Source organism: Breoghania corrubedonensis (genome assembly GCF_003053845.1).
In the GTDB taxonomy this organism is placed as follows: Bacteria; Pseudomonadota; Alphaproteobacteria; order Rhizobiales; family Stappiaceae; genus Breoghania; species Breoghania corrubedonensis.
Genome location: NZ_QAYG01000009.1, coordinates 41,786 through 57,143 on the forward strand (window position 1 = coordinate 41,786; position 15,358 = coordinate 57,143).

The window sequence follows — 15,358 nt, forward strand, 5'->3', positions numbered from 1 at the left end:
TCTCACGCGCCGTTGAAACGCACCTTGCCCAGGCCAGATACGTCGTAGCCGCCGAACTCCTGCGTCATCTCGGCGAACGCCGTCGTGCGGCAGAACTCGACAAGGGTCTGCAACGGGGGCTCGAACCAGGCACGGCGCCAGACGAGGAGATCATAGCGCTCGCGGCACAGCGGCACGAAATCGAGCTTGAACTGGTGGGCGAGCGCCGACAGCCCGAAGGCGGCATCCGCCTTGCCCTCCAGAACCGCCAGCGCCGCGTCGCGCTCGTCGCGTGCCGGGCTTCCCGGAGAACGCAGATCGGATACCTTGAGGCCCGCACCAAGCAGCATGGTCTCCATCAACCGCTGACTGCCCGCCTTGGCCTGTCGCTGGACCACCCGTACGCCTGCAAGGTCGGTTATCGCGGAAAGTCCCAGGGGATTGCCCTTGGCGACGATCAGCCCGCGCTCCCGCCAGGCCCATTCGATCAACACCACGGGACGATAGCTGAACTGCTCGACGACCGTCGCCTGGTTCCAGTGCAGCCCCTCCCCGCCTTCCGGGTCGGGTTCGGAAACATGAAGCCCGGCCGCGATCCCTCCGCGCTCCGCGAAGCGTTCCAGGCCGTCGAACGAGCCGTCGAAAAACGAAGCGAGGCCGGACCCGGATTCACGCAAGGCCCATTCCAGCAGCGGGTCGTGTGATCCGAGCACGACATTCGGCCGCTCTTCCGATTGCGCCGCCTGCCCTTCGCCGCCGCCCGCGCTCTCGATCCAGGCCAGCACCGCCTCGCGCGGAAACAGCAACTTGCCGGTCGCGCGCGAATGCGGAACAGCCCCCGTGGCGACCAGATCGTAGACCTTGCGTTCCTTGACCCGCAGCAACTCGGCCATTTCCCGGGTGGTCAGGTAACTCGGCAACGGCGACGTCATGGGCAGCCTCGTGAGCGCAGCGTGTCCGCGTCCACACGAACGCGGGATACACCAAGAACCTCCGCCGCCGGCAACCGGGCGATTCCCGCTGATGCCTTTGGTCGGACCTCCTCATCGGTTTTTTCCGAGTATTTCCGATACAGGCCGCGGGCGAACGAAGCAAGCAGGCCGTTACTCTGCGGCGGCCTCGCCCGCCTTGGCCTTTTCCTCTTCCACAAGCTCCTTCTTGGAGAGCTTGCCGACGAGCGTCTTTGGCAGTTCCTCCCGAAACTCTATCTCGCGCGGCATCTCGATGGCCGACAGATGCCCCTTCAGGAAGGCCTTCAGGTCGTCGGCGGTCAACTCGACTCCTTCCTTCAGCTTGACGAAGGCCTTCGGCGCCTGGCCGCGATAACTGTCGGCGATGGCGATGACGATCGCCTCCTCCACCGCCTCGTTCTGGTAGAGCGCCTCCTCGATCACCCGGGGATAGACGTTGTAGCCGGAGCAGATGATCAGGTCCTTGATCCGGTCGACCAGATGGATGTAGCCGTCCTCATCGCGATAGCCGACATCGCCGGTGTGCAGGAAGCCGTTCTCGATTGTGCGGTTGGTGTCGTCCGGCCGCTCCCAGTAGCCGAGCATGACTTGCGGCCCGCGCACGCACAGTTCCCCCTTCTCGCCCTCCGGCATGACCACGTAGGGATCTTCCAGCGAGCGGAATTCGCATTCCGTCCAGGCGACCGGCTTGCCGATGGATCCCGCGCGCGGCTTGCCCTCCAGCGGGTTGCAACTGACGACCGGCGAGGCTTCCGTCAGGCCGTAGCCCTCCACCAGCGTGCAGCCGGTCAATGCCTCGAAGTTCTGCTTCACCTCCACGGGAAGCGGCGCGCCGCCGGAAATGCACATGCGGATGGAGGTGAGATCATAATTCTTCGTCTGCGGCGCATGGTTGATGGCGGTGTAGATCGTCGGCACGCCGGGAAACAGCGTCACCGACTTGCGCTTGATGGTATCGAGCAGGAGCTTCAGCTCGAACCTCGGCATCAGTGCCATTTCCGCGCCGATCAGCACCGACAGGTTCTGCGCCGCCGTCATCGCGAAAACGTGAAAGAACGGCAGCACGCAGAGCATCGTCTCCTCGCCCGGGCGGGCTTCGGAAAAGAACAGCCGCATCTGCTCCATGTTGGCTGAAAGGTTCGCGTGGCTGAGCATCGCACCCTTCGGGACACCGGTCGTGCCGCCGGTATATTGCAGGATGGCCACGTCGGTCAGCGGATCGACCTTCGGCGCGTCCTTGATGGCGGGGCCGTCGACCAGCCTGGAGAAGGGCATGTGCACATCGTCGCGGGGAACCCTGGCCCGATCCTTGGCCTTGAAGAGCGTGAAGAGCAGCTTCTTCGGCTGGGGCAGGATATCGGCCATCGGGCAAACGATCAGCGTGTCGAGCCCGCCGGAAACCCGCACCGCCTCCACCTTGTCGTAGATCACCTTGAGATCGAGGGTCACCATGATTCGAGTGCGGGAATCGCGCGTCTGAAAGGCGATCTCGCGTTCCACGTAGAGCGGATTGTAGTTCACCACCGTGCCGCCGGCCTTCAGCACCGCGAAATAGCAGATGGTGAAATACGGCGTATTGGGCAGGCACAGACCGACCTGAACCCCACGCGTGACACCAAGCTTGCGAAACCCCTCGGCAGCACGATCGACGAGGTCGCCCAGTTGCGCGTAGCTCCATGCCTTGCCAAGGAAATCAAGTGCGGGGCGGTCTGCGAAAACCCGGACCGTCTCATCCAGATAGTCAGCCATGGGGCGCGGCGTGAAGACCGGCTCGGGCGATGTCGTTTCGCCGTTCATTGCGTTTCTCCCTCATCTGCTTCTTCGCGCAACCGAACAGACCATTGCCGCGTTGGAAGCTGTGCGCGCCCTTTTGTTTGCGGCGCGTCTCTGCCGTGACTTTGGGGACGGTTTACGCGCGCGTCAACTCCATGACGTTGCGGAACATGGTATTTTCCGCGCGCGATCGTTCCTGACACGGCGCGCGAAAACGAATAGCCTGCCCCTGCAAGAGAAAGACGGAGCGAACGACGCATGACCGCGATCAATCTCTCGACGCCGGAAGCTTCGACCGACGAAGCCTGGCAGAAACTCCAGGAACACCACCGTTCGCTGACGGTCCACCCCCTGGCCCGCCTGTTCGACGAGGATGCGGACCGCTTCGAGCGTTTCTCGCGCGAAGGCGCCGGCCTTCTGTTCGACTTCTCCAAAGTGCTGATGACCGGCGAAACCATGGAGCGACTTTCACAGCTGGCCCGCGCCGCCGGGGTGGAAGAGCGCCGTGACGCGATGTTCGCCGGCACAGCCATCAACACCACCGAACACCGCGCCGTGCTGCATACCGCACTGCGCAATTGCGGCGGATCGGCGGTGGAGGCGGATGGCGTCGACGTGATGCCCCAGATCGCGGCCGTACTGAAACGCATGAAGGCATTTGCGGAGGCCGTGCGCGGAGCGCAGGTGCGCTCCCACACCGATGCCCGTTTTACCGACGTGGTCAATATCGGCATCGGAGGGTCGGATCTCGGCCCCGCCATGGCGACGACGGCACTCGCCCCCTACCATGACGGCCCCCGCCTGCATTTCGTCTCCAACATCGACGGGGCGCATCTCGCCGACACGTTGAAAGATCTCGACCCGCGCTCGACGCTGTTCCTGATCGCCTCCAAGACGTTCACCACCGCCGAAACCATGACCAACGCGGCATCCGCGCGACGATGGATCGTTGCGAACCTTGGCGAGAAGGCGGTGAAGGCGCAGTTCGCAGCGATCTCGACCGCGCTCGACAAGGTCGATGAATTCGGCATCGCCAGCGACCGCGTCTTCGGCTTCTGGGACTGGGTCGGCGGCCGCTATTCGCTGTGGTCGGCCATCGGACTGCCGCTGATGATCGCCATCGGCCCGGAGGCCTTCGCCGAATTCCTGGCCGGCGGGCACGCCATGGACACCCATTTCCGCGAAGCCCCGATCCCCGACAACCTGCCCATGCTCATGGGCCTCATCGGCGTCCTGCACAGGAACGTCTGCGGCTACCCGACCCGGGCGGTCCTGCCCTACGACCAGCGCATGCGGCTGTTTCCAAACTATATCCAGCAGCTCGACATGGAGAGCAACGGCAAGCGCGTGACGCTGTCGGGAGAACCGGCAGCCGGCGCAACGGGGCCGGTCGTGTGGGGCGGACAGGGCACCAACGGTCAGCACGCCTTTTTCCAGTTGCTCCATCAGGGTACGGACGTCATCCCGGCGGAATTCATGATCGCTGCCAACGGCCACGAGCCGACGCTTCGCGACCATCACGCCATGCTGGTCGCCAATTGCCTCGCGCAGAGCGCGGCGTTGATGCGCGGCCGGACGCTAGAGGAGGCGAAAAAGCAACTGAAAGCCGCCGGCAAGGACGAGGCAACGATCGCCGAACTTGCCCCGCACAAGGTCTTTCCCGGCAACCGACCGTCCACGACGCTGCTCTACGACCGGCTGGACCCGCGCACCCTCGGCGCGATCATCGCGCTCTACGAGCACCGGGTTTTCGTTGAAGGCACGATCTGGGGGATCAACTCCTTCGACCAGTGGGGCGTGGAGCTCGGCAAGGAACTCGCCACGGCGCTGCTGCCGGCGGTCAAGGGCGGCGAGGTGCCGGACGGTTCCGACGGTTCGACGCGCGGATTGCTTGCGGCCCTCGCGCGCCGAGCCGGATAGAGACGCCGGATTTGCGGAGCCCGGGTTGGCGTGCCCCTCCACCCCGGCCAAACGAGAAGCGGCGCTTCTTTCGAAGCGCCGCGAGGTCAGGTCGTTCCAGTTGCAAAGCCGTTCGGCCTATCGGCAGAAGCGCTGCTCGCCGCCATAGGTCGTGTAATAGCCCGTGCGCGGATTGAACGAGCGGTACTTGCGCGAGCAGTAGTCATGCCAGGCCGGTGACCAGGGCTCGAAGCGGCCACCACCTTGGCGCGCCGGCGGCGGTCCGCGGCGGGCACCGCGCATGCAGTCGTCGTAGGCGTAGCGATAGTTGCGATTCCAGTCCGACGAGGATTTGCCGGCACCGGCGATAGCGCCGACACCACTGCCGATCGCAGCACCCTTGCCCCAACTGCCTGTCACCGAGCCGATGACGCCGCCGACAACCGCGCCGCCGACGGCACCACCCACAACGTTGTTGCCGGTACGCGTCGCGCGGTTGGCGTAGTCGCGCGCATAAGCATCGCAGCGGCGATGCGACTGCGCCGACGCATCGGCCGTCATCACCGCAAGCCCTCCAAAACCGATTGCGATCGCGAAAATCGTATTGCGAACCCTGTACGCCATCGCGCACCTCCCTTGCATCATTCCAAGCCAGATCGGAAACCGGCCAAGCCAGATCGGAAACCGGTGGGACGACATCCGCGCCCCTGTCCAAATCGCGGTTTTCTGCGTTGAAGCGAGCCTTCGCGCAAAGACGACTTCCTCAACGTTGCGATGGGAAATACAGTACGCCGCTTTCCGCCTGACGCACAGTGATTCAGATCACCGTCGGGACGGGGCAGACATTATTAGTGCAGGAATTCTCGTTTCAGCATGCGCGGAAAAATCCGCTTGCAGCAATACGCTCACGCAGTTTCAGAGAGCGTCTTATGGAAAATTCAGGAAGAAATGGTGGGTGAGCAGGGACTCGAACCCTGGACCCGCTGATTAAGAGTCAGCTGCTCTACCATCTGAGCTACACACCCGAAGGCCACCCTGGTCCGCCCCGTGTCGGGCGGCGGCGACGAGGGGGTATATATCGGGGCGGCGCCGGGAGTGCAAGCGGGCTGTCAATGATTTTGCATGCTGGGGAAAACCTTTCCTGAGCAAAGGCGCGTGCGATGGGCCGTTCGGCCATTGCATTGCCCCTGCAAAGCCCGGAAAATGGCGGCATCCTCTCTCGTTTTCCCGATCATCCAGAAACACACGGCAGGTCTGACATGTCCCGGGGTCGTCCTCTCGACACCATCGGTTTCGATGCCGACGATACGCTCTGGCACAACGAACAGTATTTTCGCCTGACTGAAAAGCGATTCACCGAGCTGCTGGCCGAGTATGCCGAGGCCGGCCATCTGAGCGAACGGCTGCTGGCGGCCGAAAGGCGCAACATTTCGCGCTACGGATTCGGCGTGAAGGGCTTCACCCTCTCGATGATCGAGACCGCGCTGGAGGTAACGGACAGGTGCGTTCCGGCGAGCGTGATCGGCGAGATCCTGGAGGCGGGCCGCGCGATGCTGAGCCAGCCGGCGGAGCCCCTGCCCCATGCGCGCGAGACCCTCGAGCGGCTTTGCGGCCGCTACCGGCTGATCCTCGTCACCAAGGGCGATCTGTTCGATCAGGAACGCAAGGTCGCGCAATCGGGGCTGGCCGAAATGTTCGATGCGGTGGAAATCGTCTCCGACAAGACCCCCGACACCTACCGGGCCGTGTTCGCGCACCATGGCAGCGGCGCGGAACGGGCCATGATGGTCGGCAACTCCCTGAAATCGGATGTCGTTCCAGCCCTTGAGGCCGGCTCCTGGGGCGTCCACGTCCCGCACGACCTCACCTGGGCACTGGAGCATCACGATACACCCGACGACGCCCGCTTCCGCGAGATCGCGAACCTCGGCGAGCTGGAAACGATCGTCGACGAGATCGGCTAGGGCGGCGCGCCCCGGAGTTGCCCCCAGAATGCGTCTCGCGCCAATGGCTCCCGCCGTCGTTGTCCGAAACACCCACCGGATGGCTCCCGCTACGGAACCGACGCCCGCCGACGTCGTTGGAGTAGCGAACGGCCCGCCGGGACACGCCCCGGGCGGGACCTGCGCCCCAGACAGCGCCGCCCGCAACCGTCCGATAACGGAGCCCGCGAAGGGACGGGCCTGCGCCATTCAAGCGGACCGCCGACAATGGCTCATCTCTACACTGCCCGCCGCCGGGCATTGAACATTTTTGCCGGCAAGACCGATCGGAATGCACAGCACCGGTGGGAACGGATCAATGCCGTCCTCTACAATTTCGGCGGCCTGACCTTCATCGCCGGCAGCGTCTTCTTTGTGCCGGATCTGCACCTCGAAACGACCGTGGGCGCATGGCTCTTCGTGGTCGGCTCGCTGATCTACCTGCTCGTCACCACCCAGGACTTCTTCGAGATCCAGCAGCGGCTGGCGGAAAGGGGCGCGAGCCCCGCGCGCGAACGCCTGGAGGCGGCGGCCGCATGGCTCTATCTCGTCGCCACGGTGTTCGTGCTAATGGGAAGTTTCTGCTTCACCGCGCTCATCGACCGGAAAGCGGCCGGCGGCCTCATCTTTCTCGTCGGCAGCATGGCGTTTTTCATCGGCGGCGCGCTCAACATTTCCCAGATCACGCCCGACGTGCCGATGCGCGCGCGCCAGATGATGAACCTGACCGCCTTCAGCTTCTCGTCAGGCGCCCTGCTCTTCGCCGTCGCCTCGGTGCCCTATCTCTGGATCCGGCCGGGCGGCGTGAACACGGAGGCGATCAAGACCTACCTCGCCTGGCAGTACGTGATAGGCAGCGCCCTGTTCCTGATGGGCGGCGTGACCAACCAGATCCGCCTTCACCTGCGGCATGCGGCGAGCAATGGGCAGTCAGCCTCCCCGCAGGAGGCGAAAGCACCGGCGGAGTGATGGCGGCCCGGCAAAAGGCGCGGCAAGGCCAGAACCACGGCAATTCGCTGAATTGGACGTCGTGCCCGCACTCCAGGCCGGCGCCTGGGCCCTCCACGTCCTGCATGGCCTCACAGGATCCGGGCAGGCTTGAGGCCGTCGTTGCCGGCATCGGCTGGAGGGCATCGTCACTTCGACGGCCATTTCCCCCGGCATCCTCCCCGGTCCTTTTCGTTCGGCTCTCCCGGCAGTCCCTGACGAATTCGGAGTTGTCCGAATGGGGAGTTGATTCTCCCGCCTCTCCATGTGCAGGGTTAATATGACGCAGCGTAAGCGTGCGAAGACGCGCCGCCGCATCGAGGGATTTGACCTGCGAACAGTCATCAGGGAGGACACAACTGATGTTCAGGCAACTCATCGGGGCCGCCATCTTCGGCGCGGCCGCACTCGCCATTCCGCACGCGGCCGGCGCCGCCGACTACAACTGGACCTTCCAGACCTCCGAGACGGCCGGCGAGCCGGGCTTCGTCAACAAGCAGGAATGGGCGGAAAGCGTGAAGGCGCTCTCCGGCGGCCGCATCGAGATCGGGGTCCTGCCGATCGGCGCGGTCGTACCGCACACCGACACGCTGGAGGCGGTCGGCTCGGGCATCCTGCAGGGCCACCTGACCGATCCGAGCTACTTCGCCGGCAAGGACCCGGCTTTCGCCATGATGGGCAATCTCGTCGGCGCGTGGTCGGATCCGTTCGAACTGCTCGGCTTCATGAAGTCCGGTGGCGGCAACGAGCTCTATTCGGAACTGGTCGAGCCCTACGGCGTCCATTTCATCGGCGCGGCGGCGACCGAGCCGGAGGCCTTCGTTTCCGCCAAGCCGATCCGCACCGTCGAAGACCTGAAGGGCATCAAGCTGCGCGCGCCGGAAGGCATGGTCTACGAGATCTTCGCCAAGGCGGGCGCGGCGCCGGTGGCACTCCCGGGATCGGAGGTTTTCACCGCCCTCGACAAGGGCGTGGTCGATGCGGCCGACTACACGGTCTTTGCCACCAACCAGGCCCAGGGCATGAACGACATCGCCCACTACCCGCTCTATCCCGGCTTCCACTCCTTGCCGCTGATCGACATCTCGATGAACAAGGAGATCTGGGACGGGTTGCCGGACGACCTGAAGGCGATCCTCAACGCCTCCGTCGACCAGTTCACCTTCAACCACATCTATTCGGTGAGAAAGCTCGATGCCGAGGCCGTGAAGCAGGCCAAGCAGAACGAGGACATCGAGATCATCAACTGGTCGGGCGAGGAACGCGCCAAGTTCCGCCGCATCGCCCAGCAGGAGTGGCAGGTCTGGGCGAAGAAGAACGACATGACCCAGCGCTACTACGATGCCGTCATCAAGTACCTGGAAGGCCGCAACCTGCTGTGAGCGACCGCGCTCTTAGCCCGGTTGGGTGTCATCCCGAGCGCGCTGCAGCGTGCAACGCTGCGGCGCAGACCCGGGACCTGCCCGCCGAGGGGTCGTCATGAGGGCCCCGGATATGCGAGGCGGCACTTCGCGCCGCGTCGCGTCCGGGGTGACGCCGACGACGGTGTGGCCGTACCCCGCAAGCCCAACCTCATCCACCGCACTTCATCCACCCCACTTCATCCACCAAGGAAGGAACAGGCATGGTCGATGATCCCGACGGTGCGCCGCGCGAGGAAACCGGCGACGCCGCGATCCACACCGCTCTCGACCGGCTTGTCGCCGGCTCGGCCAAGGTCTTTGCCTGGGCGATCTTTCTCGCCTTCGCGATCAGCGTCTACGAGGTCGTCGCCCGCTACGTCTTCAAGGCCCCCACCTTCTGGGCGCACGAGACGACGACCTTCCTGATCGCCGCAATCTTCCTGATCGGCGGACCGATCGCGCTCGCCCGCGACAAGCACATCCGGGTGCGGATGATCTACGACGCCGTCCCGCCCGGCGGCCGACGCCTCCTCGACATCTTCAACGCCATCGTCGCGCTGATTTTCTTCACCGGCCTCGGCTATGCCGGCGCGATCATGACCTGGAAGGCGACGCACACGCCCACGGGCGACATCCACCTGGAAGGCACCGGCACTGCCTGGAACCCGCCGACGCCGGCGCTCTTGAAGATCATCATCCTTGCCTGCGTGGTGCTGATGTTCGTCCAGACGGTCCTGCATCTGGTCAGGGCCATCCGCCGCAATGGATCAAGCTAAGTCCGGAGGGCATCGCACATGGGCCTGAACGCCCTCGGCATCGAGGCCGGCACCTACCTGCTCGTCGGCGCCATCTTCGTCCTGCTGCTGACCGGCCAGCCTCTCGCCTGGGTCACCGGGCTCGTGGCGCTCGTCTTCACCTTCGGCTGGTTCGGCGGCAATGCTCTGCCGCTTGTCACCGCCCGCATCTTCGGCTTCATCACCGAATATTCGCTGGTCGCCATTCCGATGTTCATCCTGATGGCGGCGCTGCTCGACCGCTCCGGCACGGCGAAGGATCTCTTCAACGGCATGCGGGTGCTGGCCGGACGCCTTCCCGGCGGCGTCGCCGTGCAGACGCTGATCGTCGCCATCCTGATGGCCGCGATGTCCGGCGTCATCGGCGGCGAGATCGTGCTCCTCGGCATCCTCGCCCTACCGCAGATGCTCAGGCTCGGCTACGACCGCAACCTTTCCATCGGTGTCGTCTGCGCCGGCGGCTCGCTCGGCACGATGATGCCGCCCTCCATCGTGCTGATCATCTACGGCCTGGTGGCGAGCGTCTCCATCGCCGACCTCTTCGTCGTCGCCGTCACGCCGGCGCTGCTGCTGCTCGCAGCCTACATCGCCTACGTACTGGCGCGATGCCTGAAGAACCCGGATCTCGGCCCGCCGATGTCGGCCAAGGAGCACGCCGAGGAATCGGTTACCAGCGCGCTCGTCTCGCTCATCGCCCCCGCCTTCATCGTCGTGGTGGTGCTGGGCTCGATCTACGGCGGCATCGCCTCGATCACCGAGGCCGCGGCCCTCGGCGTCTCCTCGGTGCTGGTTGTCGCGGCGCTGCGCGGCGAGCTGTCCTTCCGCATGCTGCAGGAAAGCCTCGTCCACACGCTGGAGACCTGCGGCATGATCATATGGATCGGCATCGCGGCGGCCGTGCTCGTCGGCGTCTACAACCTGATGGGCGGCAACAGGTTCGTTTCCGCAGCGATCCTCGGGCTCGATGCCGCGCCGGTCGTCATCGTCCTGGTCATGATGGCGATCCTGCTCGTGCTCGGCATGTTCCTCGACTGGATCGGCATCGCCCTCCTGACCCTGCCGATCTTCGTGCCCATCGTGAAGCAGCTCGGCTACGATCCCGTCTGGTTCGGAGTGCTCTTCGCCGTCAACATGCAGGTGAGCTACCTCACCCCGCCGTTCGGCCCTGCGGCTTTCTATCTGAAGAGCGTCGCGCCGCCCTCGATCACGCTGCAGCACATCTACACCGCGTTGCTGCCCTTCATCGCGCTGCAGCTCGCGGTGCTGGCCCTGCTGCTGTTCTATCCCGCCACCGCGCTATGGGTCCTGTGAGGGCGCGGGAAACATCGCGCGCAACGAAAAAGCCCCACGCATCCGGTCGGATGCGGGGGCCTTCCGGTTTCGTCAGAGATGGCAACTGATCGCAGTCACACCCGGTTCAGGAGCCGGGCGCGGATCGTGCCGGGAATGGCGCGGATCTTTTCCAGGATCTCGACCGAATTCGCCACCTGGCCTTCGATGTCCGCCACCACGTAGCCGATCTCGCCATCGGTCTGCAGGTGCTGGGTGACGATGTTGAGGTCGTTGGAGGCGAAGAGATCGTTGAGCTTCTTCAAGGAGCCCGGCGTGTTGTCGTGCACCTGGATGAAGCGAGTAGCATCCGTGCCCTTGGGCAGCAGCACCTGCGGGAAGTTGACCGCGCCCATGGTGGACCCGACATCGGAATATTCAACGAGCCGGCGCGCCACTTCCTCGCCGATACGCTCCTGCGCCTCTTCCGTCGAACCGCCGATATGCGGCGTCAGGATGACATTGTCGAACTCCCGCAAGGGGCTCAGGAACTCGTCGTTGTTGGACTTCGGCTCGGTGGGGAAGACGTCGATCGCCGCACCGGCCAGATGCTCGCTCCTCAGCGCCGCCACCAGCGCATCGATGTCCACCAGCTTGCCGCGGGCATTGTTGAGGAGGAAGGCGCCCTTCTTCATCCTGGCGATCTCGGCCGCGCCGATCATGCCGCGCGTTTCCGGGGTATCGGGCGTATGCAGCGACACGAAGTCGGAGACCGACAGAAGCTGATCCAGGCTCTCCGCCGGCTTGACGTTGCCGTGCGAGAGCTTGTCCACCTGGTCGTAATAGATCACGTGCAGGCCCATCGCCTCCGCCAGCGTCGCCAGCTGGGTGCCGATATTGCCGTAACCGATGATGCCGAGCGTCTTGCCGCGCACCTCGCGCGAGCCCGTCGCGGACTTCAACCAGCGCCCCTCATGGGCGGCGACCGACTTCGGGAAGATGCCGCGCATCAGCATGACGATCTCCGCGATCGTCAGTTCCGCTACCGAACGGGTGTTGGAAAACGGCGCGTTGAAGACCGGGATGCCCCGCCTCTTGGCGGCGGTGAGGTCCACCTGGTTGGTGCCGACCGAGAAGCAGCCGATGGCAACCAGCGAATTGGTGGAGGCGATCACGTCGTCGGTCAGCTGCGAGCGCGAGCGGATGCCGACGATCTGCGTGCCCTTCAGCGCTTCCTTGAGCGCATCCTTGTCGTAGGCGGTCTGGACCCGCTCGATATTGTGGTAGCCGTTTTCGTTCAGGACAGAGACGGCCGACGGGGAAATACCCTCAAGCAGCAGCCAGCGAATCTGGTTCTTCGGGCGGGAAAGGCCATTGCTCATGACGGCACGTGCTTTCGTTTGGAATGGGCGTTCTGAATGGACTTGGTCACGACGCGGGATGCGACAAGCGGTCCCGGTGCGCGTGCCCAGACTTATACGCCAAGGCCGTGCGAGATCAACGCCCCCCGCGGCGGATCGCCACCTGCCATAGCAACCGACCGGCCGCCTCCCGCCCCGCGGTATCGGCCTATGTGGCTAAAGCCTATATGCCTAAAGGCACTGACGAAAAATACCCAGGGTCGTCGCTCATTCTTCCCGGGTTCTCGACACGTCGCCAAATGCACGCCGCCGGGGGCACTGCCCGAGGACTATCGGGAACCAGCCTCGGGAAGCGCCGTCGTTTCGAACGAACCGGATCAGATGAATGGAAGACCTGCGTCAGCGGCACCGCACCGAGTGACGCCGGCCGTACCGGTCGCGATAGTAGCACCAGCCCGGACGTGTCGCGTCGGCAATGATGGCACCGGCCGCGGCTCCGATCACCCCACCGGCGACAGCGGCTCCGGCCGACTTGCCGGCGACCCCACCGATGACCGCTCCCGTCGCGCCACCCAGGACCGCGCCCGTCGCGACCCGGTCCTGACGCGCTGTCTGGCATCCCGCCATGGCGCAACACAACGCAACAACCACCACGATTTTTTGCATTTCGTCCTCCCGACGTCGAAGCAGATCCAAACCTGCCGACAGCCCTGGCAGTGTCCCCGGCCGCACCGACGAATGACTTCGATGCCAAGGCATGGGGCTCGCCATCGTCAAGAATAACACAAAGCAACCCAGACGGCCCTCCCGCATTCTGACGCGGTGGCACTCCATACATGGAACTCCCGCCCTGCGTCCGGCCGCCACGCGCCGGAAACGCCGCATTGGCATGCCGCCCGATTGCTCAGTCGCTCGGCGCAGCTTCCACCAAAACGTCGACCTCGATCTCGCCCAACGCGGCGAAGTCGAGGGTCATGGTGAAGTGGTCGCCTGCGTTGAGTGGGCGGAAATTGCCCTCCACGAAAAGATGCTCGCGCCATTTCGCAAAGGCCATCGGCCTGGCCGGGGGAAAGGTGAAACTGTCGGTGAAGGTCGCGTTGCCGTCCTTCACGCGGCGGATGCGCACGTCTTTGCCGATCTCCGTGCGCGCGCCATCAAGGACAACGGGGTCCGCGCCCATGTCGAGAATCGCGCCGTAAACGGCGACGCCCTCGCCTGCCGCTGCCGGCGGCGCCCACAGATGCCCTATCCTGAGCGGTCCCAGCTTGTAGCTGTGCGCCCACGCGATCCCGGCCGACATCACGACGGCGGCAACCACTACCGCCGCAACCCGCGATAATCTCCTGAACATGCAGATTTCCCCCTTTTTTGGATTTTCCCGGCCTTGCCCGCTCACCGCACGACAGGATTTCCCGAGCCGACGCGCTTGGCATCGACGCTGAACTGCGCCTTGCCGGAGGAGGAAAGCTCCTCGTCGAGCTCGTCCGACCCCGTTCTCAGCGCCCGTGCGGCCGCCAGGCTGCCCTCCGACTGGTCGGCGCTCTTGAAGAAGGTGTAGGACAACGTGACTTCGCTGGTCTTCGCCGCGTCCTCGTCCTTCTCCAGTTGCTCGTCGATGTAGAAGACGAGCGGCATACGCGCGGTCTCGCCGGGTTCGAGCTTTTCCTGCGTGAAACAGAAGCACTCGATCTTGAAGAAATAGGGCGCGGCGTAATAGGGCGTGACGTTGTAGGTGGCGCGCGCCACGATCGGGTGATCGGAGCGGTTGTGCGCCGTGTAGTAGACCTTTGTCGCCTCACCGATGCGGGTTTCCACCGTGCGCTGTTCGGGCGCGAAGTCCCAGTCGAGATCCGGCGCGACATTGGCATCGAACCGCACCTTGATCGCGCGGCCTTCCGCCTTGCCGGCGATCTCCTTGGTGGTCGTGCGATTGACGGCGCCGCCATATCCGGTCGCAGCGCAGAACATGCGGTAGAGCGTCGGCGAATAGACGACGAGGCCGACCATGACGCTGAGCATGGTGATGGCCACCGTCACCACGCCGCGATGGCTCTTTCGCGGACGCTCGTGCGCCGGGCGATCAGCGTCGGGTGGCTGGTGCGGAGATGTCTCGTTCATGGGCAGCCCTCGACTGTCAGGACAGGCTCAGGCGGGCGGAGCGAAGGGCCCTGCGCCGTCGACTGCCTACGGGCCTAGCATTCCGCTAGGTGAGGAACAAGGTGACGCACGAGGCAGATTGTCGCAGGCCGGATTATAGCTGCGCGTGCGCAGCAAGAGGCCCATGCCCGGAAACGCAAAGCCCCCCGCCCGATTGGGAGCGAGGGGTTGCAAGCATTCGATGTCCGTCGGCGCTCGCGCGCTCAGATCCCCTCCGGCCCACGCTGTACCGCCGCAATTCCCGAACGCGAGACCTCCACCAGGCCCAGCGGCTGCATGATCTGGATGAACTGCTCGATCTTGGAGGTCCGGCCCGTGATCTCGAAGGTGAAATGCTCGGTCGTGGCATCGATCACGTTGGCGCGGAAGGCATCGCCAAGGCGCAGCGCTTCCAGCCGCTTTTCGCCCGCGCCCATCACCTTGACCAGCGCAAGCTCGCGTTCCAGCGGCTTTTCCTGCCCCTTCTCGTGCGCCTGTACGGTCAGATCCACCACGCGGTGAACCGGCACCAGCCGCTCCAGCTGATGACGGATCTGGGTGATGATCATCGGCGTGCCGGTGGTCACGATGGTGATGCGCGACAGATGCTGCTCGTGCTCGATCTCGCACACGGTCAGGCTGTCGATGTTGTATCCGCGCCCGGAGAACAGGCCAATGACCCGGGCAAGAACGCCCGGTTCGTTGTCCACGATCACCGATAGCGTGTGCGTTTCCACGTCGTCGCTGACCTTGGTAAGAAAGTAGGCCGAAGGCGCGTTTAGGTTCTGTGCGTTCATTTCCCTG

Annotated in this window: 14 protein-coding genes and 1 tRNA gene; 6 read left to right on the top strand and 9 right to left on the bottom strand. The window is 64.5% G+C overall.

The features are described from left to right. Nucleotides 1-2 precede the first annotated feature (2 nt). Nucleotides 3-911 carry a substrate-binding domain-containing protein gene (locus C8N35_RS18775; RefSeq protein WP_107991269.1) on the bottom strand — a complete coding sequence of 303 codons (909 nt, stop codon included), beginning with the start codon at nt 909-911 and terminating at the stop codon, nt 3-5. A 171-nt stretch (nt 912-1,082) separates the two neighbouring features. Next, nucleotides 1,083-2,747: a long-chain-fatty-acid--CoA ligase gene (locus tag C8N35_RS18780; RefSeq protein ID WP_107991270.1), complete on the bottom strand. Its 1,665-nt coding sequence runs from the start codon at nt 2,745-2,747 to the stop codon at nt 1,083-1,085. A gap of 234 nt (nt 2,748-2,981) precedes the next feature. Here C8N35_RS18780 and pgi point away from each other — a divergent pair, with 234 nt between their 5' ends. After that, on the top strand, nt 2,982-4,643 hold the full coding sequence (pgi, locus tag C8N35_RS18785; protein ID WP_107991271.1) for a glucose-6-phosphate isomerase: 1,662 nt from the start codon (nt 2,982-2,984) through the stop codon (nt 4,641-4,643). Nucleotides 4,644-4,760: 117 nt separating this feature from the next. Here pgi and C8N35_RS24055 read toward each other — a convergent pair whose 3' ends face one another. Together C8N35_RS24055 and C8N35_RS18795 are read right to left on the bottom strand one after the other, a co-directional pair. Then, nucleotides 4,761-5,246 (bottom strand): BA14K family protein, encoded by a 486-nt coding sequence (locus C8N35_RS24055; RefSeq protein ID WP_245926861.1) that lies wholly within the window; start codon nt 5,244-5,246, stop codon nt 4,761-4,763. 325 nt (nt 5,247-5,571) lie between these two features. Next, nucleotides 5,572-5,647 (bottom strand) — tRNA-Lys (locus C8N35_RS18795). Nucleotides 5,648-5,881: 234 nt separating this feature from the next. On the opposite strand from C8N35_RS18795, the gene C8N35_RS18800 reads away from it, so the two are divergent. The 5 genes from C8N35_RS18800 (at nt 5,882) to C8N35_RS18820 (ending at nt 11,099) form a co-directional block, all read left to right on the top strand. Further along, complete coding sequence (locus C8N35_RS18800) at nt 5,882-6,586, top strand: HAD family hydrolase (RefSeq protein ID WP_107991393.1); 705 nt, start codon at nt 5,882-5,884, stop codon at nt 6,584-6,586. Nucleotides 6,587-6,832: 246 nt separating this feature from the next. Beyond that, entirely contained in the window at nt 6,833-7,573 is a 741-nt protein-coding gene (locus tag C8N35_RS18805) for a YrhK family protein (protein WP_107991272.1), read from the top strand. A 380-nt stretch (nt 7,574-7,953) separates the two neighbouring features. Continuing rightward, nucleotides 7,954-8,973, top strand: a complete 1,020-nt coding sequence (locus C8N35_RS18810) for a TRAP transporter substrate-binding protein (RefSeq protein WP_107991273.1) — start codon at nt 7,954-7,956, stop codon at nt 8,971-8,973. Between the two features lie 242 nt (nt 8,974-9,215). Next, complete coding sequence (locus C8N35_RS18815) at nt 9,216-9,770, top strand: TRAP transporter small permease subunit (protein WP_107991274.1); 555 nt, start codon at nt 9,216-9,218, stop codon at nt 9,768-9,770. An 18-nt stretch (nt 9,771-9,788) separates the two neighbouring features. Continuing rightward, entirely contained in the window at nt 9,789-11,099 is a 1,311-nt protein-coding gene (locus C8N35_RS18820; RefSeq protein WP_107991275.1) for a TRAP transporter large permease, read from the top strand. A gap of 95 nt (nt 11,100-11,194) precedes the next feature. On the opposite strand, the gene serA is transcribed toward C8N35_RS18820, so the two are convergent. The 5 genes from serA to ilvN form a co-directional block, all read right to left on the bottom strand. Next, nucleotides 11,195-12,439 (bottom strand): phosphoglycerate dehydrogenase, encoded by a 1,245-nt coding sequence (gene serA, locus C8N35_RS18825; RefSeq protein WP_107991276.1) that lies wholly within the window; start codon nt 12,437-12,439, stop codon nt 11,195-11,197. Nucleotides 12,440-12,817: 378 nt separating this feature from the next. Beyond that, entirely contained in the window at nt 12,818-13,084 is a 267-nt protein-coding gene (locus C8N35_RS18830) for a YMGG-like glycine zipper-containing protein (protein ID WP_107991277.1), read from the bottom strand. 238 nt (nt 13,085-13,322) lie between these two features. Then, complete coding sequence (locus C8N35_RS18835; RefSeq protein ID WP_107991278.1) at nt 13,323-13,769, bottom strand: copper chaperone PCu(A)C domain-containing protein; 447 nt, start codon at nt 13,767-13,769, stop codon at nt 13,323-13,325. 41 nt (nt 13,770-13,810) lie between these two features. After that, the gene (locus C8N35_RS18840) at nt 13,811-14,536 is read right to left on the bottom strand and encodes a cytochrome c oxidase assembly protein (protein WP_107991279.1); all 726 of its coding nucleotides are present in this window, start codon (nt 14,534-14,536) and stop codon (nt 13,811-13,813) included. Nucleotides 14,537-14,778: 242 nt separating this feature from the next. Continuing rightward, entirely contained in the window at nt 14,779-15,351 is a 573-nt protein-coding gene (ilvN, locus tag C8N35_RS18845; protein WP_107991280.1) for an acetolactate synthase small subunit, read from the bottom strand. Nucleotides 15,352-15,358: the final 7 nt, after the last annotated feature.

Excerpts from the sequence above, each read along its gene's own strand:
- C8N35_RS18775 (WP_107991269.1), bottom strand. The coding sequence starts at position 911 with ATGACGTCGCCGTTGCCGAGTTACCTGACCACCCGGGAAATGGCCGAG.
- C8N35_RS18780 (WP_107991270.1), bottom strand. The coding sequence starts at position 2,747 with ATGAACGGCGAAACGACATCGCCCGAGCCGGTCTTCACGCCGCGCCCC.
- pgi (WP_107991271.1), top strand. The coding sequence starts at position 2,982 with ATGACCGCGATCAATCTCTCGACGCCGGAAGCTTCGACCGACGAAGCC.
- C8N35_RS24055 (WP_245926861.1), bottom strand. The coding sequence starts at position 5,246 with ATGGCGTACAGGGTTCGCAATACGATTTTCGCGATCGCAATCGGTTTT.
- C8N35_RS18800 (WP_107991393.1), top strand. The coding sequence starts at position 5,882 with ATGTCCCGGGGTCGTCCTCTCGACACCATCGGTTTCGATGCCGACGAT.
- C8N35_RS18805 (WP_107991272.1), top strand. The coding sequence starts at position 6,833 with ATGGCTCATCTCTACACTGCCCGCCGCCGGGCATTGAACATTTTTGCC.
- C8N35_RS18810 (WP_107991273.1), top strand. The coding sequence starts at position 7,954 with ATGTTCAGGCAACTCATCGGGGCCGCCATCTTCGGCGCGGCCGCACTC.
- C8N35_RS18815 (WP_107991274.1), top strand. The coding sequence starts at position 9,216 with ATGGTCGATGATCCCGACGGTGCGCCGCGCGAGGAAACCGGCGACGCC.
- C8N35_RS18820 (WP_107991275.1), top strand. The coding sequence starts at position 9,789 with ATGGGCCTGAACGCCCTCGGCATCGAGGCCGGCACCTACCTGCTCGTC.
- serA (WP_107991276.1), bottom strand. The coding sequence starts at position 12,439 with ATGAGCAATGGCCTTTCCCGCCCGAAGAACCAGATTCGCTGGCTGCTG.
- C8N35_RS18830 (WP_107991277.1), bottom strand. The coding sequence starts at position 13,084 with ATGCAAAAAATCGTGGTGGTTGTTGCGTTGTGTTGCGCCATGGCGGGA.
- C8N35_RS18835 (WP_107991278.1), bottom strand. The coding sequence starts at position 13,769 with ATGTTCAGGAGATTATCGCGGGTTGCGGCGGTAGTGGTTGCCGCCGTC.
- C8N35_RS18840 (WP_107991279.1), bottom strand. The coding sequence starts at position 14,536 with ATGAACGAGACATCTCCGCACCAGCCACCCGACGCTGATCGCCCGGCG.
- ilvN (WP_107991280.1), bottom strand. The coding sequence starts at position 15,351 with ATGAACGCACAGAACCTAAACGCGCCTTCGGCCTACTTTCTTACCAAG.